The following is a 21,638-nucleotide window of genomic DNA, read 5'->3' on the forward strand; positions in this document are numbered from 1 at the left end:
CAGTGCTGTGGGCAGCCGTCGCCACCTCCCGCGGAGATCGCGCGACCGCCGCCTCAGGCGCCGAGCAGAGTTTCCAGTTCCGGCAGCATCGCGAGGATGCGCTGTGCGGCCGAACGGCGGTTGAGACTCGAGACCGCATCCTGTCCGGCATCGATCATCTCCGTACCGACGGTGGCCCGCGCCAGATCCAGATGCCGATTCCAGCGCATCGACGAATAGTCCTGGCGGCCGACAACTTTCATCGCCAGCGCCAACAGCGTCGCACCGGTTTCCGGATCGGTTCCGGTCCGGACCAGATAGGAACCGAGCGCACCGGCGGCGCCGCCGATCTGCGGAAGGTCGATGAACTGGGTGAGCCGCTCCCGCGCCACCCTGGCCACCTGACCGGGCAACTCCGGCACCTCGTGCACGGCGTCGTGGAGAATGTGGGCGTCGAGCACGGCGCTGGCGACGATGATGTCCCCCGGCCCCGGACCGGCCCCGGCATACGGCCAGTTGAACAGTTGCAGGCTGCGCCGGAACGTGCGCAGACCGCGCTCGATATCACCTTCCGCCAGTTCGAGTTCCGCCATCCCGGCTACGACGGCACCCTTGCGGTGGTTCGGCTGCGTCACCGGTTCGTCCAATCCGACGCCGTCGTCGATGACGCCCAGCGCGTGTTCGAGTTCCCGCCGCGCATCGGCCAGCTGTCCGGCGCCGACCATGGAGACCGCGAGGAAGCTGCGCAGTTCCACACTCTCCTCGAAGCAGCGCAACTCCTGCATCAGCTCCACCGCGCGCCGGTAGTAGGCCACGGCCTCCTCGTACCGCGCCGCCTGCGAGGCCATCTGCCCGAGATGCTGGGAGCACATCGCGGTGCCCCAGACATCGCGTCCCTCGAGCAATGCGAGAGCCTGGCGCGCATCGCGGATCGACCCGGCGGTATAGCTGGCGTTCTCGCGCATATTGGCGCGCAGCAGGAAGGCGAGCGCACGGACGAGGTCGTCGCCGGAGCGGGTGCCCGCCGCCATCAAACGCACGCCGTAGGCGACATCGATTCGCGCGCAGAGCATGTCGCCGAGATACCGGACGCCGGGCGTGAGATCGGCGGTGGCGAGCACGCGGCGGGCCCGGGAGCGGATCACCGCGAGGGGCCGCACTCCGGGCTCGCCGAAGGCCAGATGCATCGCCAGGAATACGTAGCTCTGCAATTCCAGATCGGCCTCGATCCGAGTGCGCGGCCCCTCGGGCGGCGGCACCGGCACGACGCGGGGCGCCCAGCTCATCAGCTCCATATGCGCGCCACGCATCACCCAGAGCATGGCGACGGGCGCGAAAACCGAGAACACCGTACGGGAATCGGCATTTTCCACGGCATGGCGCAGCACCGCCAGCAGGTTGTCGAGTTCGGCGGCCAGCGACAGCACCGTGCGGACCTGATCCGGCCCGTCGTAGTTGAGTGCCGTGTGGTGCGCGAATTGCCGTGCCCAGCAGCACATCCGATCCATCACCAGATCGGCCTCGCCGGTCGCGAGCAGCTGCTCCTCACCGAATTCCCGCACCGTCTCGAGCATGCGGTAGCGAGTGGCTACCATCTCGTCGTCGGCCAGCACGGTGAGTAGCGACTGGCTCACCAGCCCGTCCACAGCGGCCACCGCGTCGATCGAATCCGGGCCCGAGACCACGGATTCGGCTGCCTCCAAGGAGAATCCGGCGGGAAAGCGGCACAGCCGCCGCAGTGCCAGCCGCTGTTCGGGCTCGAGCAGATTCCAGCTCCACTCGATCACCGCGTGCAGGGTGCGGTGGCGTTCGGGTGAGCTGCGGTCACCGGAACGCAGCAGGGCGAAGCGGTGTTCGAGCCGGCTCTCGATCTCCTCCACGCTCATGGTCCGCACCCGGGCCGCGGCCAGTTCGATGGCCAGCGGCAGCCCGTCCAGGGTGCGGCACAAGCGCGCGACGACCGCCGGATCCAGCCTCGCCGAGGGTCGCACCGCCCGCGCCCGGCTGACGAACAGCTCGGTGGCCGGCGAGCCCTGCGCGTCGATCGCCAACGGCGGCAACGGATATACCGTCTCGGCGGTGATCGCCAGCGGCGCCCGGCTGGTGGTCACCACCGTCAGATGTTCACAACTGCCGACCAGGTCGGCGACCACCTCGGCGGCCGCGTCGATGAGATGTTCACAATTGTCCAGGATCAACAGGACGGGACGCAGCGACAGCGCCTCCCGCAACCGGCGCCGGCCGTCGATGGTCTGGTTGCGGCGCAACACATTCGCTTCGCGGGAGTATTCGTTGACACCGAGGACCGCACCGACGGCCGCCTCGATCTCCGCGCACGTCGCGGCGTGGCGCTCACCGGGGTCGCCGTCGGAAGCGGCACGCAGCGAGGCCAATTCGACCAGCGCCACCGCCTGCTTGCCCGCGATACGCGCGCCCAGCTCGTTGGCGACGCGAGTCTTGCCGGTGCCGCCCGGACCGAGCACGGTGGTCACCCGGAACTCCTGGACGAGCTTCTCCAGTGCCACCAGATCGCCGTCGCGGCCGAGCAGCGGATTGGGGGCCGCGCGCAGGCCGAGCGCCGTATTCGGCGGCGCGGCAGCGGTTTCCGGGTGCCCGTACGGTTCCGATGACAGCGCGTGCTGGGCGGTGGACACCCGCTGTGTCGCGGAGGTGGCCTGCCCCGATTGCGGCTGCACCGCCGGATGGTCGCCGCGCAGAATCGCGGTGTTCAACGCCACGAGCGCCGGACCGGGGTCCGCACCCAATTCCTCACCCAGTCGCGTCCGCAGCCCGGCGAAGACCTCCAGGGCCTCGTTCGCGCGTCCGTCGCCGGCCAGCAAGCGCATCAGGGTGGCATGCGCGGGCTCGTCGAGCGGTTCGGCCGCGGCCGCCCGCCGCGCCACCCGCAACGCACCGCCGAGATCGCCGGCGGCCTCCCGGGCAGCCAGTTCCACGGTGTCCAGCGCCGACCAGCGCGCGGCCGCGAATTCGTGCAGCTCGTCGGCGACGGGACCGGGCGGCAGATCCGCGCCGGGTTCGCCCCGCCACAGCGTGCGTGCCCGCTGCACCAGGCCGAGGCATCCGGCGGTATCGCCACGCTCGAACCGCAGCTGCGCCTCCCGTTCCAGGCCGCGGGCCAGGCTCAGGTCGACCTGCTCCTCGGTCAGCAGCAGCCGATACCCCGCCGGGCCGATTTCCAGTGCCCCCTCCGGCAAGACGGATCGCAATCTCGATACCTGCGTATGCAGGGCGTTCATCGGTGCGCGCGGCGGCTGCTCGCCCCAGACGTCGTCGATCAGCGCCTGGGCGCTGCGGCTGCGGCCGGGATGCACCGCCAGTGCGGCGATCAGCAATCGCGCCCGGGCGCCGGGCACCGCGACGAGATCCGTGTCACGGCGCAGCGCGACCTCCCCCAGAAGCGCCACGCGAACGCCCGTCTCGGGCAGCCTCTCGTCCCGGCCGCTGCTGTCCGGTCGGGTGTGCGTCGTCCCGGCATCCGCACGGGCGGAGCGCGATGTCGACCCGGAGCCGCTGTGATCAGGAAACATGCCGTCGCAATCGTATGTGACCGGTCGAATGAATATCGGGCGCTGCGCCGGGGCCGACCGCTCCCCGGGCCGCGTCACGTCGTGCAGTTTACTCCGATATATCGCAATAATGTTATCGACAGGGTCCGGCAGTGGTGCTGCGCTGACACTGCGCTGCCGCCTCCGGGCTACCACCATTAGGCTGCCGGATATGGCTAGTGCAGCACAATGGCTCGAAGGCGCCCGCCCGCGGACGCTGCCCAATGCGATCGCCCCGGTCCTCGTCGGCACCGGCGCGGCCGCGTCGCTGGACGCCGCGGTGTGGTGGAAGGCCCTGTTGAGCCTGCTGGTTTCGCTGGCTCTGATCATCGGCGTCAACTACGCCAACGACTATTCCGACGGCATTCGCGGCACCGACGACGAGCGCGTGGGCCCGCTGCGACTGGTCGGTTCCGGTCTGGCGAGTCCGGCCGCGGTGCGCGGCGCGGCGATCGCCTGCCTGAGCGTGGGCGCGATCTTCGGGTTGATCCTGGTGATCACCACCGCGTGGTGGCTGCTGCTGATCGGCGCGGCCTGTCTGGCCGGCGCCTGGTTCTACACCGGCGGTAGTAAACCCTACGGCTACAGCGGTTTCGGTGAGATCGCCGTCTTCGTCTTCTTCGGCCTGGTCGCGGTGCTGGGCACCGAATTCGTCCAGGCCGAACGGCTCGACTGGGCCGGACTGGTCGGCGCGATCGCGGTCGGCGCGTTCTCCAGCGCGGTGCTGGTCACCAACAATCTGCGCGACATCCCCACCGATTCGGTGACCGGCAAGACCACCCTCGCCGTCAAACTGGGCGACACCCGCACCCGCACACTGCATCTGGTGCTGATGGTGGTGCCGTTCGTGGCCTCGCTGCTGCTGGTGCTGCGCACCCCGTGGGCCCTGGTGGGCCTGCTGGCGATACCGCTCGCCGTCCGATCCAACGCCCCGGTGCGCGGTGGGCAGCAGGGACCGGGATTGATCCCCTCACTGCGCGATACCGGTTTGGCGATGCTGGGCTGGTCCCTGCTCACCGCACTGGCGCTCGGCCTCGGCTGACGAACGGCCGCACCGCAGCGTCAGTCCCGGCCGCCCTCGGGAACCAAGACGCCGAGCACCCAGTTGACGAGGGTCACGATGACGGCACCGAAGACCGCCGCCCAGAAGCCGTCGACCCTCAGCCCGTAATCGGTGGTTTCGGTGATCTTGGCGGTCAGCCACAGCATGAGGGCGTTGATCACCAGCAGGAACAGCCCCAGCGTGACGATCACCAGCGGTAGCGACAGCAATTTCACGATCGGCTTGATCAGCGCATTGACCAGTCCGAAGACGATCGCGACGCAGACCACGACGAGAATCTTGCCGCCGGTGCCCGCATCGGGCGGATCCTTCAATTCGATACCGCCGACCCAGGCCGCCGCGAGCCAGATCGCGAGGGCGTTGATCGCCAAACGGAGCAGAAGTGCCATGCCGCAATGCTAACGGCGGACGGGGCGGGTTACCGGTCACGCGCTGCGACCCCTCCCCGCCCCTGACGACGGGTGCGCTCGCCCCTCACGCCGCGCGGTCGAGCATCTCCTGGACCGCGCCGCGCACCCGTTCCATCCCTTCGTTCCCGCCCAGCAGTTCTCGCGTGGCCGGGTTGGGCGCGCGCAGGATGCCGAGCAGCACATGCCCCGCCTCGATGCGATCGTCACCGCGGGAGATCGCCTCGCGCAGTGACAATTCCAGCGTCTTCTTGGCCTCGCGGGTGAAAGGGATGTGACCGAAGCTCATTCCGCCGCCGAACCGGAAACGCCCGCGGCCCTTGTCCGGAACCGGCACGGCCTCGTCGAAGGCGCCCTCGCCGAAGGTGGCCTGCACACTGTCTCGCACCGCGTCCAGATCGATGCCGATCGACTTCAACGCGGCCGCGTCCTCCTCACCCAGCGGTTCCTCCGTCCGCACCCGGCTCGGCAGCGCGCGCCGAATCGCTTCGGCGGTGATGCCGTTGTCCTCCAGCACTTGTCGCAGCTGGTCGTCGGCGCAGGTCGCGAGCCCCAGCAGCAGATGTTCGACATCGATACTGGGCGAACGCAATTCACGCGCTTCCTCCTGCGCGTCCACGACGGCGGAGCGCGCCGCCTTGGCAAATCTCTCGAACATCAGCGGATTCCGCCTTTCCGGTTGTACTTCTGATGGACCGCCTGCCGACTGACCTCGAGCGCCTCGGCGATGGCTTGCCAGGACCAGCCCTGCTTACGGGCATTGGCCACCTGGATCGCCTCGAGCCGCTCGAGCAATCGCCGCAGCGCGAGCACCGCCCGCAGCCCGACCTGGGGGTCGGGACTGCCCGCGGCGGCCGCCAGCGTTGTCGCTTCACTCATGTACGTCAATTTACGTTGACATCGCGGGCGCGTCAATCAAAATTGACATCGGGCATGTTCACCCGCGGCGAACGGTGAGGAAGCGATTCCGTGGCTCAGGCGGTCCAGATACCCGTAGCGGTGAATTCGTCGAGAATCGCGTGCGAATCGGTGAGGTCCAGCCCCTGCCCCGCGACCCACTCGTCGTTGAAATACGTTCCGGCATAACGATCTCCGCCGTCGCACAGCAGCGTCACCACGCTGCCCTCGCGGCCGGCGGCGATCATCTCGGCGATGAGGGCGAACGCACCCCACAGATTGGTTCCGGTGGACCCGCCCACCCGCCTGCCGAGCACGTCACTGGCGTGGCGGCAGGCGGCGATCGAGGCGGCGTCGGGCACCTCGATCATCCGGTCGACCACATCGCCGATGAACGAAGGTTCCACCCGCGGGCGGCCGATTCCCTCGATCAGCGACGGCATACCGGTCTGATACCCCGAGTCGGCGACCTCGTATCCGCCGTAGAACGCCGAATTCTCCGGATCGACCACGGCCAGCCGGGTGGCGTGGCGCCGGTAACGGATATACCGGCCGATGGTCGCACTGGTACCGCCGGTGCCCGCACCGACCACCACCCAGTCCGGCACCGGGTGGGTCTCCAAAATCATTTGCTGATAGATGGATTCGGCGATGTTGTTGTTACCGCGCCAGTCGGTGGCCCGTTCGGCATAGGTGAACTGGTCCATGTAATGGCCGTCGGACTCGGCGGCCAGGCGCACGGCCTCGGCGTAGATATCGGGCGCGCGGTCGACGAAATGGCATCGGCCGCCCTGCGCCTCGATCAGGGCGATCTTCTCGGGCGAGGTCTTCGTCGGCACCACCGACACGAAGTCCAGGCCGAGCAGTTTCGCGAAATAGGCCTCGCTGATCGCCGTCGATCCCGAGGACGCCTCGACGATGGTCGTCCCCTCGCGCACCCAGCCGTTGCAGATCGCGTAGAGAAACAGCGAACGCGCCAGCCGATGTTTCAAGCTGCCGGTCGGATGCGTGGACTCGTCCTTGAGATACAGCCGCACACCCCACTCGGGCGGTAGCGGATACCGCAGCAGATGGGTGTCGGCGCTGCGCTGCGCATCGGCCTCGATCAGCCGCACCGCATTGTCGACCCACTCCCGTGAAGTACTGCGATCGCAGTACTTCACCGCAGTACCCGCTCGCTCACTGCGCCTCCCGTGCCATGCGGGACACCCGCACCCGATCGGCGCAGCGAGCCGCTACGCGATTGTCGCTCACTGCGCCTCCCGTGCCATGCGGGACACCCGCACCCGATCGGCGCAGCGAGCCGCTACGCGATTGTCGCTCACTGCGCCTCCTCGCCGCGGAGGCGAGCTCGCAGGTTCGCTTTGTCGTTGCGGCGCTTCTCGTCGACCGCCGCGATGTCCTCGTTCACGCGCGCCCGCAGCCGCTTGAACAGCACCAGCGACAGCGGCATCGCCACGACCAACGCGAACAGCAGCGCGACGATCAGCGGGATGTCGACGTTCACCACGTGCGCCACCACCAGGATGATGGCGGCGATCACGGCGACCAGAGCCAGCCGGGCCAGGGTGTACAGCGCCAGATTGCGCGCGAGCCGCCGACCCGCCGAGGCCGGGGCCCGATCGCTCGCGGCGTCGTCGGATCGGGATGCTTCACTCACACGACCAGGGTAGGCGACGCCGCCGCACCCGTTCCGACCTGCCCGGGTCCCACCGAATTCGATCGCCGGATATTCGCCGAGGCAACGAACCCAGCCGTACGTATATCCGTTTTGTCTATTACTTCCCCTTTACCAACGTTAGATCGTTCGAACACCTGGGGGTCCGGGTGCAACGATGTCGCTATCTGATGAGGGATCTGTCGATTACGGAAAGGTTTGCGAATGACTGCGATCACCGCGGCGAGCCGCACGTTGGGTTCCGTCAACGGCCAGGAGGCCCTCCTGACCCCGGGCCAGGTGGCGGCGCTGTTCCACGTCGATCCGAAAACGGTCACTCGATGGGCACATGCCGGGCGGCTGGGTTCGCTGCGCACCCCGGGCGGACATCGCCGTTTCCGTGAGTCCGAAGTAATGCAGCTGTTGAAGTCGCTGACCACCGAGGCAACCCGCCCCTGAGCCGACAGGACCGCCCATTCCGGCGGTCACAGTGCGACAGGTACGCGCACGGGATTACCCTCGATGTCAGGAGGTGAGCGACGTGGCGTACCTGTTGGCACTCATCGCGGTCGTGGCTGTCGCGGTGCTGTGCTGGAAAGCGTTCGGACCGGAGCATGCGCCCCGGATCGGCATCGGACGAGGACCCGAGAAGAGACGTCGAGTCGTGGGTCCCGATGACGATCCCGAATTCCTGTGGCGGATCTCCCGCCAACGTCGCGACGGCGATTCCGGCTCGGATCACTGACGCGCATATCGTCACCTCGGGTGATGGACTCTGAGGCGGGCTCAGCCGATGGGGCCGGCTGCGGCCAGCGCCGCCGAGACCGAATCGGCGCACGCGGGCAGTAGCGGCAGGCGCACGTGCGCGCTCGGTATCCGGCCCTGCGCCGCGAGCACCCCTTTCACCACGGTCGGATTGGCCTCGGCGAACAGTGCCCGCGCCAGCTCGACCAACCGGTTGCCGATTTTGCGCGCCGCCTCGATCCGTCCGTCCCGCCAGGCCGCGATCAACTCCGCATAGGCCGCGGGCGCCACATTCGAGCAGGTCAGAATGGCCCCCTGGGCGCCCATCGCCAGCAGCGGCGCCGCGTACAGATCGTCGCCGCACAACACCGTCGTCCGGTCGCCGACCGCAGCCAGCCACGCGACCGTGGTCTCGTCGACGACGCCGACGGCGTGTTTGAAGCCCGCGACATTCGGCAGTTCGGCCAGTTCCGTCAAGATTTCCGGATCGAGCGGCCGGCCCGTGCGATGTGGGACGTTGTAGATCAGCAGCGGCACCGGGCTTCGCTGCGCGAGCCGCCGGAAGTGTTCCACCACGCCGCGCTGCGAGGGTTTCGTGTAGTACGGCACCACCGTCAGCGCCGCCGAGACGCGCTCGTCCAGCGCGGCCAATGCGTGCTCGGAATCGGCGGTCGAATTCGAGCCGGTACCCACGATCAGCGGCACGTCACGCTCGGCGCAGACCTGGGCGCAGATGTCGACGACCCGGGCCTTCTCCTCCGCCGTCAGGGTGGCCGGCTCACCGGTGGTACCCAGGGCGACGAGGCCGGAGGCGCCCGCATCGAGGACCTCGTGCGCGAGCCGGGCCAGTGCGTCGCAGGCCAGCTCGCCGTCCGCCGTGAACGGCGTGACGAGTGGAACGAAGAGACCGCTGAACGTCATGCCACCTACCCTCGTCGAGGCGTTGATTCAGGTCCAGTTCACAAATCTTCTTTCGAGCTTAAGCTGAACTTATGCTCGATGTTCGCCGCCTACGGCTGCTGCGGGAGTTGGCCCATCGCCGGACGATTGCTGCGGTCGCCGAGGCCATGTCCTACACCCCGTCGGCGGTATCCCAGCAGCTCACCGCGCTGGAACGCGAGGCAGGAGTCACGCTACTGGAACGCAGCGGTCGCCGCGTCACCCTCACCGCGGCGGCGTGCCGCCTCGTGGAACAGACCGAAGCGGTCCTCGCGATTCTCGAAGAGGCGGAGGCCGAACTGGCTACCGCCGAGCTCACCGGCGCTTTGCACATAGGCGCCTTCCCCACCGCCGTGCAGCGGATCCTGCCGCATGCGCTGGTCTCGCTCAGCCGGGCTCATCCGCGCTTGGAACTGCATGTGACGGAACTCGATCCGGCAGCCGTGCCAGCGGCACTGCGTGCCGGCACCCTGGATATCGCGCTCATCCAGGAATACGACTACGTGCCCGCCGAACCGGAAGCCGGCCTGGACACCGAACCGTTCCTGGAGGAACCGGTCTATCTGGCCGCCCGCACCACCCAGCCGCTGTCCGCCTACCGCGATGCGGCATGGATCTCCGGAACACCCGGCACCCTCTGCCACACTATGACCGTAAGAGCTTGCGAGGCAGCGGGTTTCGTTCCCCATATCCGCCACCGCTCCGACGATTTCGGCACCGTCCTCGCCCTGGTCGCCGCCGGGCAGGGTGTCGCGTTCATCCCCCAGCTCGCGATTCCCCTCCATCCCGAAACCGACACCACCCCGGTCGAATTGACCCCGCTCCCCATTCGCCGCCGCACCCGGATCGCCTACCGCGCCGGCACCCGCACCCATCCCACGATCTCCGCCGCCCGCACCGCGCTGCACGCCACCACCGGAACGATCCCCCCGGTGGAAGATCTCACCTGAAGCCGGCCGTCACGTCAGAGGCTCCGGCCGTCCACCACACCGCGGAGTTCTTCCGGCTCCCAGAAATCCCGCACGCCCGGAAGTTCGGACAGATAGCGCAGGATGCGGTCCGGCGGCCAGCCGTGGGATTCGCCGAGACCGCCGGCCAGCATGCCGAGGTAACGTGCGGACGGTTTGGTCAGGTCGCTGGTCAGCGGGCTGCCCGGGGAGGTGAAGGTCAGGACCGGAATGCCATCCACGTCGTCGACGTGCCACAGGGTTTCGTAGCGGCCGTCGCCGAGTTGGACGTAGCCCTGGCGAACCACCTCGGACGGATCGAAGTCGGGGCCGTCCCCGGGCTGGCGGTGCATCTCCTGGGCCATCAGATCGCTGAACTGCCCGACGGTCAACAGGTAACCACGCGCGGCCGCGCCGGCCGGCCAGTCCGAAGGTGGACGGTGGGCATAGAACGCGACGCCGCCGCTCCACACCGGGCTCTGCCCGGCGAAATAGACGCAGCCGGGCAGTGAGAGCGGCCGGTTCCGCGCGGGCGGCGTGGGATCCCGGAAACCCCCGTAGAGACGCGGGGTGCCCGGCGGGTTGCCGCCCGCCCGGTAGTAGGTGAACCGCTTCTCGAACAAATTGGATCCGTAAGCGGCGTACCAGACGAGTTCCGCGGTCATCGGAGCTCGTTTCCTTCCGGAGTGCGCACATGCCCGACCCTACGGGAGGACACCGCCCGGCCGTCGGCACTGCCTGCCGCCGAGCTCATCCTCGATGCGCCGGCGCAAGTGATCGAGCAATTTCTCCGGATCGTCGAATTCCGCGGGATCGATGGGCGTGCCGAAGTGGATACGCACCCGCTGGCGGCGGTCGAACGCGGGGCCGTCGCCGCGGGTGCGGCGCATCGGCAACACGCGGTCGGTCCCCGTGGTGCCCACCGGGACGATCGGAACTCCGGTCGCCAGCGCCAGTTTCGCCACTCCCGGTTTGTACGGTTCACTCTCGCCCGGTGCGACCAGTCGCCCTTCCGGATAGATGATCAGCACGCCGCCGTGCCGCAGAATCTGTTCCGCCTGCGCCATCGCCGACTGCCCGGACGCACTGTCGCGCCGCACCACCGGAATATGCCCCAGGCGCCGCACCAGCCACCCGACCACCGGCCACGACCACAGCTCGGCCATCGCGATGGCAATTGCCCTGCGCCGCAACGCTCCCCACAGGAACACCGCGTCCAGCATCGAGATGTGATTGCTCGCCACGATCACCGGCCCCGACTTCGGCACCAGCTCTCGTCCCGTCACGGTGACGCGCACGAGATTCGACCACGCCAGCGTGCGCAGAATTCGCCGCACGAACTGCGTGGTGAGCCATGCCCGCTTCCCCAGCCCCTTGGGCCGACGCCCGGATTGCTCGCGCCGACGCCCGGATTGCTCGTTCATCTCCACCCCCGATTCCAACGAACGGAGTCGATTCTCCCACGCGACACCGACATGTTCGGTCCCCGCTGTCGTGCGCCGGCGGGGACCGGCTGCCGATGGCGTGTGCGCGATCGATTCGGCCTCACGCCATCAGCACCGCGGCCGCCTCTCTATCGTGAACGGGTGAGTATCAGCGCGAACGATGATCCGCGCGGCACGAGTGCGGGAGATCGGCGGCGGGCGGAGTTGCGCGACTATCTGCGCAGCCGCCGGGAACGGCTCACGCCCGCCGAGGTGGGCCTGCCGGAGGCCGGGCGGCGGCGCACTCCCGGGTTGCGGCGCGAAGAGGTCGCCGTGCTGGCCGGGGTCGGCGTGTCCTGGTACACGTGGCTCGAACAGGGGCGCGATATCAAGGTCTCGGGAGAGGTGCTCGACGCGGTGGCCCGCGCGCTGCTGCTCGACGAGGCCGAGCGCGCACATCTGTATCGCCTCTCCGGTCTCAATCCGCCGCAGCGTGAGGCCGCGCCGTCGGTTCCGGCGTCTCCGCAGATGCAGGCCCTGCTCGACGCATGGGCTCCGCGCCCGGGATACATCAGGGACCGGCACTGGAATTTCACCGCCGTCAACGATGCCGCGCGCCGCGTATTCGGTTACGGCGACACCGATCACAACTGCCTGGTGTCCTACTTCACCAATGCCCGCTACCGCGTCCTGCATCAGCAGTGGTCGGAGAATGCGCCCGGCGTGGCGGCCGGCTTCCGCGCCGACTCCGCCCGCTATCCCGACGATCCCGAATTCGACCGTATCGCAACCGATCTCGCCCAGGTCAGCCCGGAGTTCGCCGAACTGTGGGCCCGCCACGACGCCGCCGAACACAGCGTCGCGGTGAAGGCCGTCGAACATCCCGACGTGGGCTTGCTGATCTTCGACGCCACGCTGTTCCCGGTACCCGACCACCCCGGCCACCACCTGATCCTGCACAACCCGCGCCCCGGCACCGACACCGCCGAACGCCTGGAACGGCTGTTGCAGCCTGGTGGTGCCACACCCAGGATGAGCTGACACTGCCTCCTCGACTTCCGCGCGCCGAGGATCGTTGTCATGAGCACTACACAGATGCAGGCGATCACCATCCCCGAATTCGGTCCCGCGGAGGTGCTGCGGCCGGCCACCGTCGACATCCCGGAACCCGGTCCGGGCCAGGTTTCCATCGACGTCGCCTACGCGGGAGCCAACTTCGCCGAGGTGCTGTATCGGCAGGGCGTCGTCGGTGTGCCGTTGCCGTTCGTGCCGGGTATCGAGGTTTCGGGCCGGATCCGGGCGGTGGGCCCGGATGTGACGGACCTGACGGTCGGTCGGCCGGTCGCGGCGCTGACCATCGTCGACAGTGGCGGCTACGCCGAGGTGGTCGTCACCTCCGCGGCGTTGGTCGCACCGCTGGACGGCCTCGACCTGAGCCTGGATCTCGCGGCGGCGCTGCCGTCCAACAGCACCACCGCCTGTCTCGTCCTCGACCGCGTGGCGCGCATCGAACCCGGCGAGAGTGTGCTGGTGCACGCGGCAGCGGGCGGCGTCGGCAGCCAACTCGGCCAGGCCGCGCGATTGCTCGGCGCGGGCCGGGTGGTCGGCACCGTCGGCAGCGCCGAGAAGATCGAGGTAGCCAGGTCTTTCGGCTATGACGAGGTGATCCTGCGCGAGGACATCTCCAGTGCAGGGGAATTCGACATCGTGGTCGATATGGTCGGCGGCCCGGCCCGCCGCGCGAGCCTGGACCGGCTTCGTCCGCTGGGCCGAATGATCGTGATGGGCAACGCGTCCGGCGCCGAGGACGTCGGAGTTTCGGCGAACGAGCTGTGGTTCACCAACAAGACGGTCTCCGGATTCAATCTCGCCGCTTTCGCCGCCGCCTACCCCGCCGAAGCGGGAGCAGCCCTGCGGCGGGCAGTCGAAGCAGCCGCTCGTGGCGCACTTCGCGTCCAGGTCGAGTCCCTGCGGTTCGACCAGGTTGTCGAGGCCCACCGTCGCCTCGAATCAGGAACGAGCACAGGCAAGTTGGTGTTGGCGACGGCGAAGGGATGACGGCCGCGGCCGGGAGGAGCTCCCGTTTGCGGCCTCGGCGCCCGGGTACTGCTGAGAAGCCGCACACCGGAATCCATTCGGCCCGGACGCTCGCGGCACAGAAGGAGTGATCATGAACTTGTTGCTGGCTGCCGCCCATACCGATCCGGAAGCGGCCGGATTCATCCTGCGCGGTGTCAAAGGAATCTTCGTCGCCCTCGGCAGCATCATCGCCGCGTTCATCTGCGCCGCCATCGCCGCAGCCAAGGGCCGCAACCCGTTCGGGTGGGGGCTACTGGGCCTGTTCTTCAGCATCCTGACCCTCATCGTGGTCGTCGTCATTCCCAGCAAGAAATCCTGACCGTTCGATTCGCATGACGTCGGAGGTAATGGACTCCAATCGCCCGCACGGGCAGAGTCGGAACGGTGAATGATGCCGCGCTCACCCGCACCGTCGTCGAAGATCTGCTGGCCCGCATGGCCGCCGGCGATCCGGAGAACATCGCCGCGTTGTACGCCCCGACGAGCGACTGGAAACTGAACTGGCCGGAAGACGAGCACGGCCGCGTCGCCACCCCGTGGATCACACACCGCTCCACCCGCGCCGACGCGGCCGCGCATTTCCGCGCGATCGCCGAGCACCATATTCCCGAAGAGGTCGATACGGTGGTCGAGCGAATTCTCGTCGACGGCCCGGATGCGGTGGTACTGGGCGAAATTCGCCAGACCGCGCGCGCGACCCGTCGCCCCTACCGCGCACGGTTCGCCCTTCACCTGACGGTGGAGAACGGCCTGATCACCCGTCACCACGTCTACGAGGACAGCCTTGCCGTCGCCCGCGCGTTCGATCCGGAGTGACGAAACCCCTGAACTTTTCGTGCAAACCCCGCCGGTTTTTTGAGTTTTCCGTAAATCTCGCGGAGGTTTGCACGAAAAGTTCAGCCCCGGATTTTCTGCTAGAGACCAGCGCCGATCCACGCCGCGAATCCCAGCAACCCCTCGGACTGACGGCGCTGCGCGGCGGCGATGCCGTACACGGTTTCGCGCACCGAAGGATGCAGTCGCGTCTGCTGCGGCGCCGCGGCGCGGGCTTTGTTGAGCGCCGCCAGCGCTCGATCCGGCTTACCGGACATCAACCACGCCCGCGCATTGTCCTGCCAGTGATGGCCGACGCGCGGTGCGGCGACGTCGGACGGGATCCGCAGTTCCGCGCCTTCGCGGGCCGCCCTGCCGGGATCACCGGCTTCCAATTCCACGGCGCAGGCATGAATCTCGACGTTGCCCGGACCGAAATCTGTTGTGTACAAGTCGCTCTCATGGCTCATCGGCCGCGCGATGTCACGCGCGGCGGCGATGTGGTCCTGCGCGAGTTCCAAACGGCGGCCGCGTGCGGCAACGATCGCCGCCCGCAGGTGCCCGTAACCGCGTAAAACCCGCTCTCCCTCGGCGTCCCCCGGTACCAACGCCATCCCTCGTTCCACCAAATTCATTGCCACATCGGTTGAATCGTGCGCCATGAGCAGCCGCGAGCGCTTCATCAGGCTGCGAACCGCATATCCGGGGTCCTCGGCGCGCGACGCGACGGTATCGAGCCGGTCGAGCACCAGAGCGGTCAACGACGAGTATCCGAGCCGACAGCATGCTCCTTCCGCGGCGATGTAGGCCGCGCACAGCATGCCGTACGCCGCGGCGCGCTCGGCGTCATCGGACGCCATCTCGGCCGCACCGTGCAGACGTCGAATCAGGTTCGGCAGCAATGCAAGAGCGCGACGAGTGCGATCGTTGTGCAACGCGGCTTCGACGGTATCGAGTTCCGCACGCAACTCCGCAGTGGTCGTCGGCTCCAGCGCCTGGACATACGAGCCTTCGGCAAGCACGGCGCGCAACTCGGGAAGGCCTTCGAGGGGGCCGTCCTCTTCGAGCGTCTCGAGATAGGGCGTGCCCTGCAACCTGTCCGGGTCTACCCCCAACGCCCTGGACACCGCCGCGATGAACCCGGGCGACGCGACCTCTCGCCCCTGCTCGACCGCCTTCATCATCGACAGCGAGTAGTTCGCGCGCGCCGCCAACTGACGCTGCCCCAAACCGGCAATCTTGCGTTCGGATGCGATCCGCCGCCCCACGTGTTCGCCCATGCTCCGAGAGTAGATCGATACCGCCGCCCTGTCCCCCTGTCCCTTCACTGGTCCTCGAGGCTCCTACCTGCGTCGAATCTGACATACACAGACAGGAGGGGTAGGGATGAGAACACGTCCGACGGCGCTGGCCTGGATCGATCCGGAGGTCAGCACCGCACCGAATTGGGATGCGGCACAGGTGAAACGGCTCGCCCGCCACCTCGGCTACGCGCTGGTCTGGCCGGTTCCGCATCGAACGATTCCGCTGATCGACCAGATCCGCACTGCCGATGTGGATGCCATCGTCATGCCCACACCCGCCCATCTCGACGCCCGCACCCTCGACCTGGTCATGCACCTCGCAGACATCGAAACCGCCTGTCCTCGATTGTCTTTCGCACGATGGAACGCCTCCGGAGCCCGGGCGTGACTCCGAGCGAGCGCGCCGTCCTGCGTACGCTCGCGCCGGGCGGCCTCCTCACTGCCGCCCAGTTGCAACGGGCCACAGCTCACACCACTCGAAGCATCCGCAACGCGCTGGCTCGCCTGCACGCGCGCGGCCTGATCGTCCCGAGCCGGGACCGCGCCCGATGGCAGCTGAGCCCGCGTGGTCGCGCCGTCGCCGCGACGATCCGGTGATCGGCCTGCTGATCGCCGCGGGAATTCCGACGACCGTATTTATCTGGGCCGCATACTGGCCGACCTGTACGGGCGAAATTTTGTTCCGGCCGAGGCGTTCGTACTCGGCGGACGATCTCCACCGCACCGCATCGCCGCCATCGACGGCGACGACGGCATCGAACGTCCCGCAGGCCGGCATGACCACCGGGCCACCCCGGACGTCCGCGGAGAGCCTGCGACGCCGTGACCGCCCGCGCCCACCGGCGAATGTCAACAGCGCGGCTCGAGAGGAGGCAGTGCCCCACCCGCTGGGCGGCTCAGACCCACAGAAGTGGGGCACCGGTTCATCCCCTAACAACGGAGGCCGACGTATCCGCTCCCCATGGAGGGCAACCTCCGCGCACACACGGTAACCGGTACAACCCCTCCGGTTAGGTCGCATTAATGCGATTGCAATGAATCGTTACCTACCCATCGCGGCCGCCCCATAACCCCGCAGGTACGGCAGATTTCGATGTCTACGCAGGTTGACAGGGTTTTGTCCGGGTCCGCTCCACGTTTTCGACGTCCAGCGCGAAGGTCGCAAGATTGCGCAACAGGACTGCCCGCGCCGGCGCCTCACCCTGCGGCGGCGAGTGCGGCCGCCATGCGGTCCAGCAGAAGTTGCCGCTCTTTCCTGGTGGGGGCGAGTTCGGCGGCTCGTTCCAACTCGGCGGCGGCGTCGTGATGCCGGCCGAGCCGGGTGAGGAAATCGCCGCGGACCGCGCCGAGCAGGTGGTATCGAGCCATCCGCCGGTCGGCGAGCAGCGGCTCGGTCGCGGCCAGTGCGGCTTCCGGGCCGTCGACGTGGAGAAGCGCGACGGCCCGGTTCATCTCGACCACGGGAGACGCGGTGAGCTGGGCGAGAGCGTCGTAGAGAGCGAGGATGGCGACCCAATCGGTATCACCGAAGGCGGCGGCGCGGGCATGACATGCGGAGATCGCCGCCTGCAGCGAATACGGCCCGAGCGGACGCCCCAGATCGAAGGCACGGTCGAGCATGCCGAGACCGTGTTCGATCAGCGTGCGGTCCCAGCGGCGGCGGTCCTGATGCTCGAGTTGGACCGGAATGCCGTTGTCGTCGACGCGGGTGCGGAATCTCGACGCCTGCAGTTCCATGAGCGCCGCGAGGCCGAACACCTCGGGCTCCGCCGGGAGCAGGCCGGCCAGGACCCGTCCCATCCGCATGGCCTCGGTCGCGAGGTCGGCACGGACGACGCTCTCTCCGGAGGAGGCCGAATATCCCTCGTTGAAGATCAGATACAGGACCTCGAGCACCGCGCGCAGGCGCTCGGGCAGTTCCCCTGCCGAGGGCGCCTCGATCGGCACCCGAGCCTCCGCCAGCGTGCGCTTGGCGCGCGAAATGCGCTGACCGATGGTCGCCGAGGGGCAGAGGAACGCGCGGGCGATCTCCTCGGTGGTCAGGCCGCCGAACAGCCGCAGGGTGAGCGCCACCCGCGACTCGGGCGAGAGCACCGGATGGCAGGTGGTGAAGACCATGGTGAGCAGATCGTCCGGAATGGGGGTGAGCGCCTCGGCGCTCACGTCCGGCAATTCGCCGTCCTGCCCGGCGAGCAGGAGCGGCGCCTTCTTACGCGCCGTCTCCTCCCGCCGGGCACGGTCGATCGCCTTGTGCCACGCGGTGCTCATCAACCATGCGCCCGGCCGGGCCGGCACGCCCTCGGCGGGCCACTGCTCCAAGGCGGCCACGAAGGCCTCGGAGGCCAGATCCTCGGCGATGTCGAGGTCCCCGATGCGGCGGGCGAGCGTGGCGATCAGCTGAGGAGCCTCGATCCGCCACAGCGCCTCGACCGATTCGCGCAGTTCCATCGGTCGGCCGGGTTCAGTCCGAGGGCCGGTGCTGCAACTGCTCGCTGCGGGCCAGGGTCTCGGCGTCGACGGTCTCGGCGAAGTCGTCCATGTCGAAGAGCGGGCGAATCTCCAGAACCTGGGAATCTCCGTAGGACGGATCGAACGGGCAGCGCTTGGCCCACTCGACGGCCTCCGCCAGCGAGCTGACCTCCCAAATCCAGTATCCCGCAATGACTTCCTTGGATTCGGTGAACGGGCCGTCCACCACCGAGGTCCCGGACGTCGAGAAGGCGACCTTCGCCCCGGTGCTGCTCGGTTGGAGGCCCTCGCCGCCGAGCATGATGCCGGCCTTCACCAACTTCTCGTTGAAGGCCTGCATCTTTTCGAACATCTCCTGGGTCGGCTGCCCCTTGCCCTCGTCGGCGGCATCGCCCTTGGTCATCACCATCACGCGCATGACGAAACCTCTTTCTCAGTTGGTGCCGGCCACGCGGCGCAGCAGGTCGGCGATGTATGCGGTATCGACAGCGTCGCCCGCGCGGAAGTCGACGGCCTTGCGGTCGCCGGAGCCCAGCGAACGAAGCACCCCCGGCACCGGCTCGATGTCCTGTGCGCCGAAAACCATGAACGAGACCTTAGCCGCGGCCACGTGCACCACCGCGACGTTCGTCCCGTCGACCGTGAAATGTGGCTTGCCGTACCGGAATACCTCCACCACACCCGGCAGGGTGTTGTGCACGGTCTCGCGCAGGCTCGTGCAGATTCCGGTCTGCCAGTTCTTCTTACCGTCGATGTAGGCGGTGACGTCGGTGTTCATCTCGTTCTTCCCTCCGTGGCTGGGCCGGCCGGTCCGGCTCTCGACAACTCCTTCGCGCGACCGTCCGGGATTTCGACATGGAGGAGAGAATTTTTTTCCGGGGAGCCCTTGGTCACGGCGGCACCGACGTTCGGCCCTACCGGTGCGACGGGTGAGGTGAATACGGTCGAGACACGAGCGGCGCCGGAGTCGCATCCGCGGCGATCACGGCGGCTGTTCCTCAGCGAAGGCAAGCCGATGACGGACACGCGCGAATCTCATCTCAGCCAGTCCGACCTGTTCTCGTGGAGTATGGAGCGCGACGCGATCCTGCGCTCGACGATCGTCTCGGTCGTGATGCTCGACGCGGAGCCGGACTGGGAACGCCTGGTGCAGGCCATCGATCGCGGCACCCGGGTCGCCCCCCGATTCCGGGATCGGCTGGTCGCCCTGCCTGCGGGTCTCGCGCCACCACGCTGGGAAGCCGACCCCGATTTCGACCTGTCCTGGCATATGCGGCGGGTCGCCCTGCCGGCCGCGGTCGACCGCACGGCGGTATTCGAATTCGCTCGCGTCGAGGCCATGACGGCCTTCGACCCGGTCCGCCCGCTGTGGCAGGTGACCGTGCTCGGCGATGTGACCGGTGGCGGCAGCGCGCTGGTGCTCAAGGTGCATCACTGCCTGACCGACGGATTGGGCGGCATCCAATTGGCCAACGAGATCGTCGATTTCACCCGGGCCGGCGGCGAACCGCGTCCGGATCCCGAGCCGGCCCCGGAGAGCCGCGGTGGACTGCTCGACATCGTCGGGTGGAACTGGGCGGTGGGATCGGAGTTGCTGCGCGGCGGACTCGCGCATGTCCTGCCGCTGGCCCGGCATGCCATCACCCACCCGCTGGGCACCGTCCGCGACGGCGTGGCTCTGGCCGTATCGATCGGCAAACTGGCCCGGCCGGTGGTCGACACCCTGTCACCCGTGATGACGAAACGCGGTCTGGCACGCCAGTTGTCGACCGTCGACGTGCCGATGGAGCCACTGCGCCGAGCCGCGCACTCGGTCGGCTGCACCGTCAACGACGCGTTCCTGGCAGGGGTGGTGCTCGGTCTGCACCGCTACCACGAACTGCACGACGGGCAGGTCGAGCGGTTGCGGGTCACGATGCCGGTCAGCGTGCGGAAAGCCGACGACCCGATCGGCGGAAATCGCATCACTCTGGTCAGATTCGCACTCCCGGCCGACATCACCGATCCCGCGCTGCTCATGCCCGTGCTCGACGGAATCGTGGTCGGCTGGCGCCACGAGCCGGCGATCCCGTATTCGGCCGCCGTCGCCGCCACGCTCAACCGATTGCCGGTCGCCATGGTCACCGCCATGCTCAAGCACGTGGACTTCGTGGCATCGGACGTCCCGGGCTCACCGGTGCCCATCTTCATCGCCGGCGCCGCGGTGGAGCGGATGTACGCCTTCGGCCCCACCATCGGAACGGCCTTCAACGTCACCCTCATCTCGCATATCGACACCTGCTGCGTAGGCATCAACGCCGACAGCGCCGCGGTGCCCGACGTGGATGTCTTCACCGATTGCCTCGGCGAGGGCTTCCGCGCCGTGCTGGCGGTGGGCGAACAGGCCGGTTGAGATACGCGCAGCTGCCGCAGCCGGTGCTAGGTGTAGTAGTTGCCGACGCCGGTCTTCAGCCCGGCCAGCTGGGCGGGATCGTGGCCGAACACGACGGTGGCGCCGGTCCGGTCGGCGATGGCGCGGATCTTTTCGACGGACTGGAACCAGGCGACGGTGTCGTAGACGATGCCTGCGGCGATGGCGGGCGGCCCGTAGCTTTCGCTGCGGTACAGCGAGTCCGAGCTGAACAGCATGGCGCCGGTGTCGGCGAGGTCGACCAGCAACGACAGGGTCCCCGGAGTGTGGCCCGGGGTGCGCAGCAGCGTGACACCGGGCAGCAGCTCGGTGTCCTCGTCGATGGTGGTCAGCTCCAATCCGTCGTAGTCGGGCCGGAAGTAGGCGCCGTTGCTGTAACCGTCGAAGCCGAACGCTCCCTTCTTCTCCTCCGCGTCGACGACGATCGTGGTGCGAGTGCCGGCCCACAGCTGCGCGTTCCCGGCATGGTCGCCGTGCAGGTGGGACAGCACCAGATAGTCGATGTCCCCCGGCTCGAGGCCGAGCTGCCTCAGCCGCGAGTCCAGCCACATGTCCTCGGTGACGGAATCGACCGGAAAGAACTTGTCCATACCGGTTGGGCCCCAGCGCTTTTCCCAGTCCCGGGGAACCCCGGTGTCCCAGAGCAGCTTCGTGCCGTCGGGATGCTCGATATACACCACGTAAGTGGGGACCTCGACCCAGTCGCGGGGCGGATGCTTGTCGGCACTCGTGGCCATATGCCCCGGGTCGATCAACAGCCAGGTGAGGTCGCCGTGCATGGTCCCGGTCGGCAGGATCGTCAGCCTGATCTTGTCGATCCCGGCCGGACCTCGATCCGCTGTCCCCGTACTGCCAGATGTAGCACCCATCCGATCAGCCCCTTCGCCTCGGCGCCTTACCTGGCTGACAGATCGACCCTATGACTGCGGTCGGGTCCACG

At 68.1% G+C, this 21,638-nt stretch carries 26 protein-coding genes; 12 read left to right on the forward strand and 14 right to left on the reverse strand.

All coding sequences use genetic code 11. The annotated features are described in order from the left end of the window. Nucleotides 1-53: 53 nt before the first annotated feature. Nucleotides 54-3,404: an AfsR/SARP family transcriptional regulator gene (locus tag NN2_RS19705; RefSeq protein WP_245658780.1), complete on the reverse strand. Its 3,351-nt coding sequence runs from the start codon at nt 3,402-3,404 to the stop codon at nt 54-56. 313 nt (nt 3,405-3,717) lie between these two features. On the opposite strand from NN2_RS19705, the gene NN2_RS19710 reads away from it, so the two are divergent. After that, a complete protein-coding gene (locus NN2_RS19710; RefSeq protein ID WP_030516237.1) occupies nt 3,718-4,587 on the forward strand; it encodes a 1,4-dihydroxy-2-naphthoate polyprenyltransferase in 870 nt (289 codons plus the stop codon). A gap of 20 nt (nt 4,588-4,607) precedes the next feature. Here NN2_RS19710 and NN2_RS19715 read toward each other — a convergent pair whose 3' ends face one another. The 5 genes from NN2_RS19715 to NN2_RS19735 all read right to left on the reverse strand — a co-directional run bounded on the left by NN2_RS19715 (nt 4,608) and on the right by NN2_RS19735 (nt 7,572). Further along, nucleotides 4,608-4,997 carry a phage holin family protein gene (locus NN2_RS19715; protein ID WP_030516236.1) on the reverse strand — a complete coding sequence of 130 codons (390 nt, stop codon included), beginning with the start codon at nt 4,995-4,997 and terminating at the stop codon, nt 4,608-4,610. Nucleotides 4,998-5,082: 85 nt separating this feature from the next. Next, the gene (locus NN2_RS19720; protein WP_063015403.1) at nt 5,083-5,673 is read right to left on the reverse strand and encodes a Clp protease N-terminal domain-containing protein; all 591 of its coding nucleotides are present in this window, start codon (nt 5,671-5,673) and stop codon (nt 5,083-5,085) included. Continuing rightward, a complete protein-coding gene (locus tag NN2_RS19725; protein ID WP_030516234.1) occupies nt 5,673-5,894 on the reverse strand; it encodes a helix-turn-helix domain-containing protein in 222 nt (73 codons plus the stop codon). Before NN2_RS19725 ends, NN2_RS19720 begins: the two co-directional genes overlap by 1 nt. 95 nt (nt 5,895-5,989) lie before the next feature. Beyond that, nucleotides 5,990-7,075: an L-cysteine desulfhydrase Cds1 gene (cds1, locus tag NN2_RS19730; RefSeq protein ID WP_063015404.1), complete on the reverse strand. Its 1,086-nt coding sequence runs from the start codon at nt 7,073-7,075 to the stop codon at nt 5,990-5,992. A gap of 158 nt (nt 7,076-7,233) precedes the next feature. Then, entirely contained in the window at nt 7,234-7,572 is a 339-nt protein-coding gene (locus NN2_RS19735; RefSeq protein WP_030516232.1) for a DUF4229 domain-containing protein, read from the reverse strand. Nucleotides 7,573-7,794: 222 nt separating this feature from the next. Here NN2_RS19735 and NN2_RS19740 point away from each other — a divergent pair, with 222 nt between their 5' ends. After that, the gene (locus tag NN2_RS19740) at nt 7,795-8,028 is read left to right on the forward strand and encodes a BldC family transcriptional regulator (protein ID WP_051025198.1); all 234 of its coding nucleotides are present in this window, start codon (nt 7,795-7,797) and stop codon (nt 8,026-8,028) included. A gap of 82 nt (nt 8,029-8,110) precedes the next feature. Then, a complete protein-coding gene (locus NN2_RS19745; protein ID WP_030516230.1) occupies nt 8,111-8,314 on the forward strand; it encodes a hypothetical protein in 204 nt (67 codons plus the stop codon). 41 nt (nt 8,315-8,355) lie between these two features. Here NN2_RS19745 and dapA read toward each other — a convergent pair whose 3' ends face one another. Continuing rightward, nucleotides 8,356-9,234 carry a 4-hydroxy-tetrahydrodipicolinate synthase gene (gene dapA, locus NN2_RS19750; protein ID WP_063015405.1) on the reverse strand — a complete coding sequence of 293 codons (879 nt, stop codon included), beginning with the start codon at nt 9,232-9,234 and terminating at the stop codon, nt 8,356-8,358. Between the two features lie 71 nt (nt 9,235-9,305). Between dapA and NN2_RS19755 the strand changes: the two genes are divergently transcribed. Further along, nucleotides 9,306-10,202: a LysR family transcriptional regulator gene (locus tag NN2_RS19755; RefSeq protein ID WP_063015406.1), complete on the forward strand. Its 897-nt coding sequence runs from the start codon at nt 9,306-9,308 to the stop codon at nt 10,200-10,202. A 14-nt stretch (nt 10,203-10,216) separates the two neighbouring features. On the opposite strand, the gene NN2_RS19760 is transcribed toward NN2_RS19755, so the two are convergent. Next, nucleotides 10,217-10,864, reverse strand: a complete 648-nt coding sequence (locus tag NN2_RS19760; protein ID WP_063015407.1) for a hypothetical protein — start codon at nt 10,862-10,864, stop codon at nt 10,217-10,219. A 39-nt stretch (nt 10,865-10,903) separates the two neighbouring features. After that, on the reverse strand, nt 10,904-11,623 hold the full coding sequence (locus NN2_RS19765) for a lysophospholipid acyltransferase family protein (RefSeq protein ID WP_063015428.1): 720 nt from the start codon (nt 11,621-11,623) through the stop codon (nt 10,904-10,906). A 162-nt stretch (nt 11,624-11,785) separates the two neighbouring features. Between NN2_RS19765 and NN2_RS19770 the strand changes: the two genes are divergently transcribed. From NN2_RS19770 to NN2_RS19785, 4 genes are all read left to right on the forward strand, one after another. Next, nucleotides 11,786-12,664, forward strand: a complete 879-nt coding sequence (locus tag NN2_RS19770; RefSeq protein WP_231982902.1) for a helix-turn-helix transcriptional regulator — start codon at nt 11,786-11,788, stop codon at nt 12,662-12,664. A 39-nt stretch (nt 12,665-12,703) separates the two neighbouring features. Continuing rightward, nucleotides 12,704-13,681, forward strand: coding sequence for a quinone oxidoreductase family protein (locus NN2_RS19775; protein ID WP_063015408.1), 978 nt, complete (start codon nt 12,704-12,706; stop codon nt 13,679-13,681). A gap of 112 nt (nt 13,682-13,793) precedes the next feature. Further along, nucleotides 13,794-14,021, forward strand: coding sequence for a deoxyribodipyrimidine photolyase (locus tag NN2_RS19780; RefSeq protein ID WP_245658781.1), 228 nt, complete (start codon nt 13,794-13,796; stop codon nt 14,019-14,021). A 65-nt stretch (nt 14,022-14,086) separates the two neighbouring features. After that, nucleotides 14,087-14,518 (forward strand): nuclear transport factor 2 family protein, encoded by a 432-nt coding sequence (locus NN2_RS19785; RefSeq protein WP_082857120.1) that lies wholly within the window; start codon nt 14,087-14,089, stop codon nt 14,516-14,518. A gap of 98 nt (nt 14,519-14,616) precedes the next feature. On the opposite strand, the gene NN2_RS19790 is transcribed toward NN2_RS19785, so the two are convergent. Further along, nucleotides 14,617-15,795 carry a helix-turn-helix domain-containing protein gene (locus NN2_RS19790; RefSeq protein ID WP_063015410.1) on the reverse strand — a complete coding sequence of 393 codons (1,179 nt, stop codon included), beginning with the start codon at nt 15,793-15,795 and terminating at the stop codon, nt 14,617-14,619. 106 nt (nt 15,796-15,901) lie between these two features. Here NN2_RS19790 and NN2_RS19795 point away from each other — a divergent pair, with 106 nt between their 5' ends. Genes NN2_RS19795 through NN2_RS19805 form a run of 3 tightly spaced genes read left to right on the forward strand, consistent with a single transcriptional unit; the run spans nt 15,902 to nt 16,645 of the window. Then, complete coding sequence (locus tag NN2_RS19795) at nt 15,902-16,207, forward strand: hypothetical protein (protein WP_063015411.1); 306 nt, start codon at nt 15,902-15,904, stop codon at nt 16,205-16,207. After that, the gene (locus NN2_RS19800) at nt 16,204-16,416 is read left to right on the forward strand and encodes a MarR family transcriptional regulator (RefSeq protein ID WP_146098770.1); all 213 of its coding nucleotides are present in this window, start codon (nt 16,204-16,206) and stop codon (nt 16,414-16,416) included. Before NN2_RS19795 ends, NN2_RS19800 begins: the two co-directional genes overlap by 4 nt. Continuing rightward, entirely contained in the window at nt 16,385-16,645 is a 261-nt protein-coding gene (locus NN2_RS19805) for a hypothetical protein (RefSeq protein WP_063015413.1), read from the forward strand. Before NN2_RS19800 ends, NN2_RS19805 begins: the two co-directional genes overlap by 32 nt. 371 nt (nt 16,646-17,016) lie before the next feature. Here NN2_RS19805 and NN2_RS19810 read toward each other — a convergent pair whose 3' ends face one another. The 3 genes from NN2_RS19810 to NN2_RS37780 are packed head-to-tail and all read right to left on the reverse strand — an operon-like array spanning nt 17,017 to nt 19,066. Then, nucleotides 17,017-18,267 carry an RNA polymerase sigma factor gene (locus NN2_RS19810; protein WP_063015414.1) on the reverse strand — a complete coding sequence of 417 codons (1,251 nt, stop codon included), beginning with the start codon at nt 18,265-18,267 and terminating at the stop codon, nt 17,017-17,019. A 13-nt stretch (nt 18,268-18,280) separates the two neighbouring features. Then, nucleotides 18,281-18,706 (reverse strand): YciI family protein, encoded by a 426-nt coding sequence (locus tag NN2_RS19815; RefSeq protein ID WP_030516215.1) that lies wholly within the window; start codon nt 18,704-18,706, stop codon nt 18,281-18,283. 15 nt (nt 18,707-18,721) lie between these two features. Further along, nucleotides 18,722-19,066, reverse strand: coding sequence for a DUF1801 domain-containing protein (locus tag NN2_RS37780; protein WP_063015415.1), 345 nt, complete (start codon nt 19,064-19,066; stop codon nt 18,722-18,724). Nucleotides 19,067-19,303: 237 nt separating this feature from the next. On the opposite strand from NN2_RS37780, the gene NN2_RS19825 reads away from it, so the two are divergent. Next, entirely contained in the window at nt 19,304-20,680 is a 1,377-nt protein-coding gene (locus NN2_RS19825; protein WP_063015431.1) for a wax ester/triacylglycerol synthase domain-containing protein, read from the forward strand. 26 nt (nt 20,681-20,706) lie between these two features. Here NN2_RS19825 and NN2_RS19830 read toward each other — a convergent pair whose 3' ends face one another. Further along, nucleotides 20,707-21,567, reverse strand: a complete 861-nt coding sequence (locus NN2_RS19830; RefSeq protein ID WP_063015416.1) for an N-acyl homoserine lactonase family protein — start codon at nt 21,565-21,567, stop codon at nt 20,707-20,709. Nucleotides 21,568-21,638: the final 71 nt, after the last annotated feature.

Origin of the sequence: Nocardia nova NBRC 15556 (assembly GCF_001613005.1) — a bacterium.
Lineage (GTDB): Bacteria > Actinomycetota > Actinomycetes > Mycobacteriales > Mycobacteriaceae > Nocardia > Nocardia nova.

What these genes read in the sequence shown, in the direction of transcription:
- NN2_RS19755 (WP_063015406.1), top strand. Translation starts at nt 9,306, where the DNA reads ATGCTCGATGTTCGCCGCCTACGGCTGCTGCGGGAGTTGGCCCATCGC.
- NN2_RS19825 (WP_063015431.1), top strand. Translation starts at nt 19,304, where the DNA reads ATGACGGACACGCGCGAATCTCATCTCAGCCAGTCCGACCTGTTCTCG.
- NN2_RS19760 (WP_063015407.1), bottom strand. Translation starts at nt 10,864, where the DNA reads ATGACCGCGGAACTCGTCTGGTACGCCGCTTACGGATCCAATTTGTTC.
- NN2_RS19810 (WP_063015414.1), bottom strand. Translation starts at nt 18,267, where the DNA reads ATGGAACTGCGCGAATCGGTCGAGGCGCTGTGGCGGATCGAGGCTCCT.
- NN2_RS19815 (WP_030516215.1), bottom strand. Translation starts at nt 18,706, where the DNA reads ATGCGCGTGATGGTGATGACCAAGGGCGATGCCGCCGACGAGGGCAAG.
- NN2_RS19710 (WP_030516237.1), top strand. Translation starts at nt 3,718, where the DNA reads ATGGCTAGTGCAGCACAATGGCTCGAAGGCGCCCGCCCGCGGACGCTG.
- NN2_RS19715 (WP_030516236.1), bottom strand. Translation starts at nt 4,997, where the DNA reads ATGGCACTTCTGCTCCGTTTGGCGATCAACGCCCTCGCGATCTGGCTC.
- NN2_RS19780 (WP_245658781.1), top strand. Translation starts at nt 13,794, where the DNA reads ATGAACTTGTTGCTGGCTGCCGCCCATACCGATCCGGAAGCGGCCGGA.
- NN2_RS19830 (WP_063015416.1), bottom strand. Translation starts at nt 21,567, where the DNA reads ATGGGTGCTACATCTGGCAGTACGGGGACAGCGGATCGAGGTCCGGCC.
- NN2_RS19725 (WP_030516234.1), bottom strand. Translation starts at nt 5,894, where the DNA reads ATGAGTGAAGCGACAACGCTGGCGGCCGCCGCGGGCAGTCCCGACCCC.
- NN2_RS19740 (WP_051025198.1), top strand. Translation starts at nt 7,795, where the DNA reads ATGACTGCGATCACCGCGGCGAGCCGCACGTTGGGTTCCGTCAACGGC.
- NN2_RS19795 (WP_063015411.1), top strand. Translation starts at nt 15,902, where the DNA reads ATGAGAACACGTCCGACGGCGCTGGCCTGGATCGATCCGGAGGTCAGC.
- NN2_RS19775 (WP_063015408.1), top strand. Translation starts at nt 12,704, where the DNA reads ATGAGCACTACACAGATGCAGGCGATCACCATCCCCGAATTCGGTCCC.
- NN2_RS19765 (WP_063015428.1), bottom strand. Translation starts at nt 11,623, where the DNA reads ATGAACGAGCAATCCGGGCGTCGGCGCGAGCAATCCGGGCGTCGGCCC.
- NN2_RS19790 (WP_063015410.1), bottom strand. Translation starts at nt 15,795, where the DNA reads ATGGGCGAACACGTGGGGCGGCGGATCGCATCCGAACGCAAGATTGCC.
- NN2_RS37780 (WP_063015415.1), bottom strand. Translation starts at nt 19,066, where the DNA reads ATGAACACCGACGTCACCGCCTACATCGACGGTAAGAAGAACTGGCAG.
- dapA (WP_063015405.1), bottom strand. Translation starts at nt 9,234, where the DNA reads ATGACGTTCAGCGGTCTCTTCGTTCCACTCGTCACGCCGTTCACGGCG.
- NN2_RS19720 (WP_063015403.1), bottom strand. Translation starts at nt 5,673, where the DNA reads ATGTTCGAGAGATTTGCCAAGGCGGCGCGCTCCGCCGTCGTGGACGCG.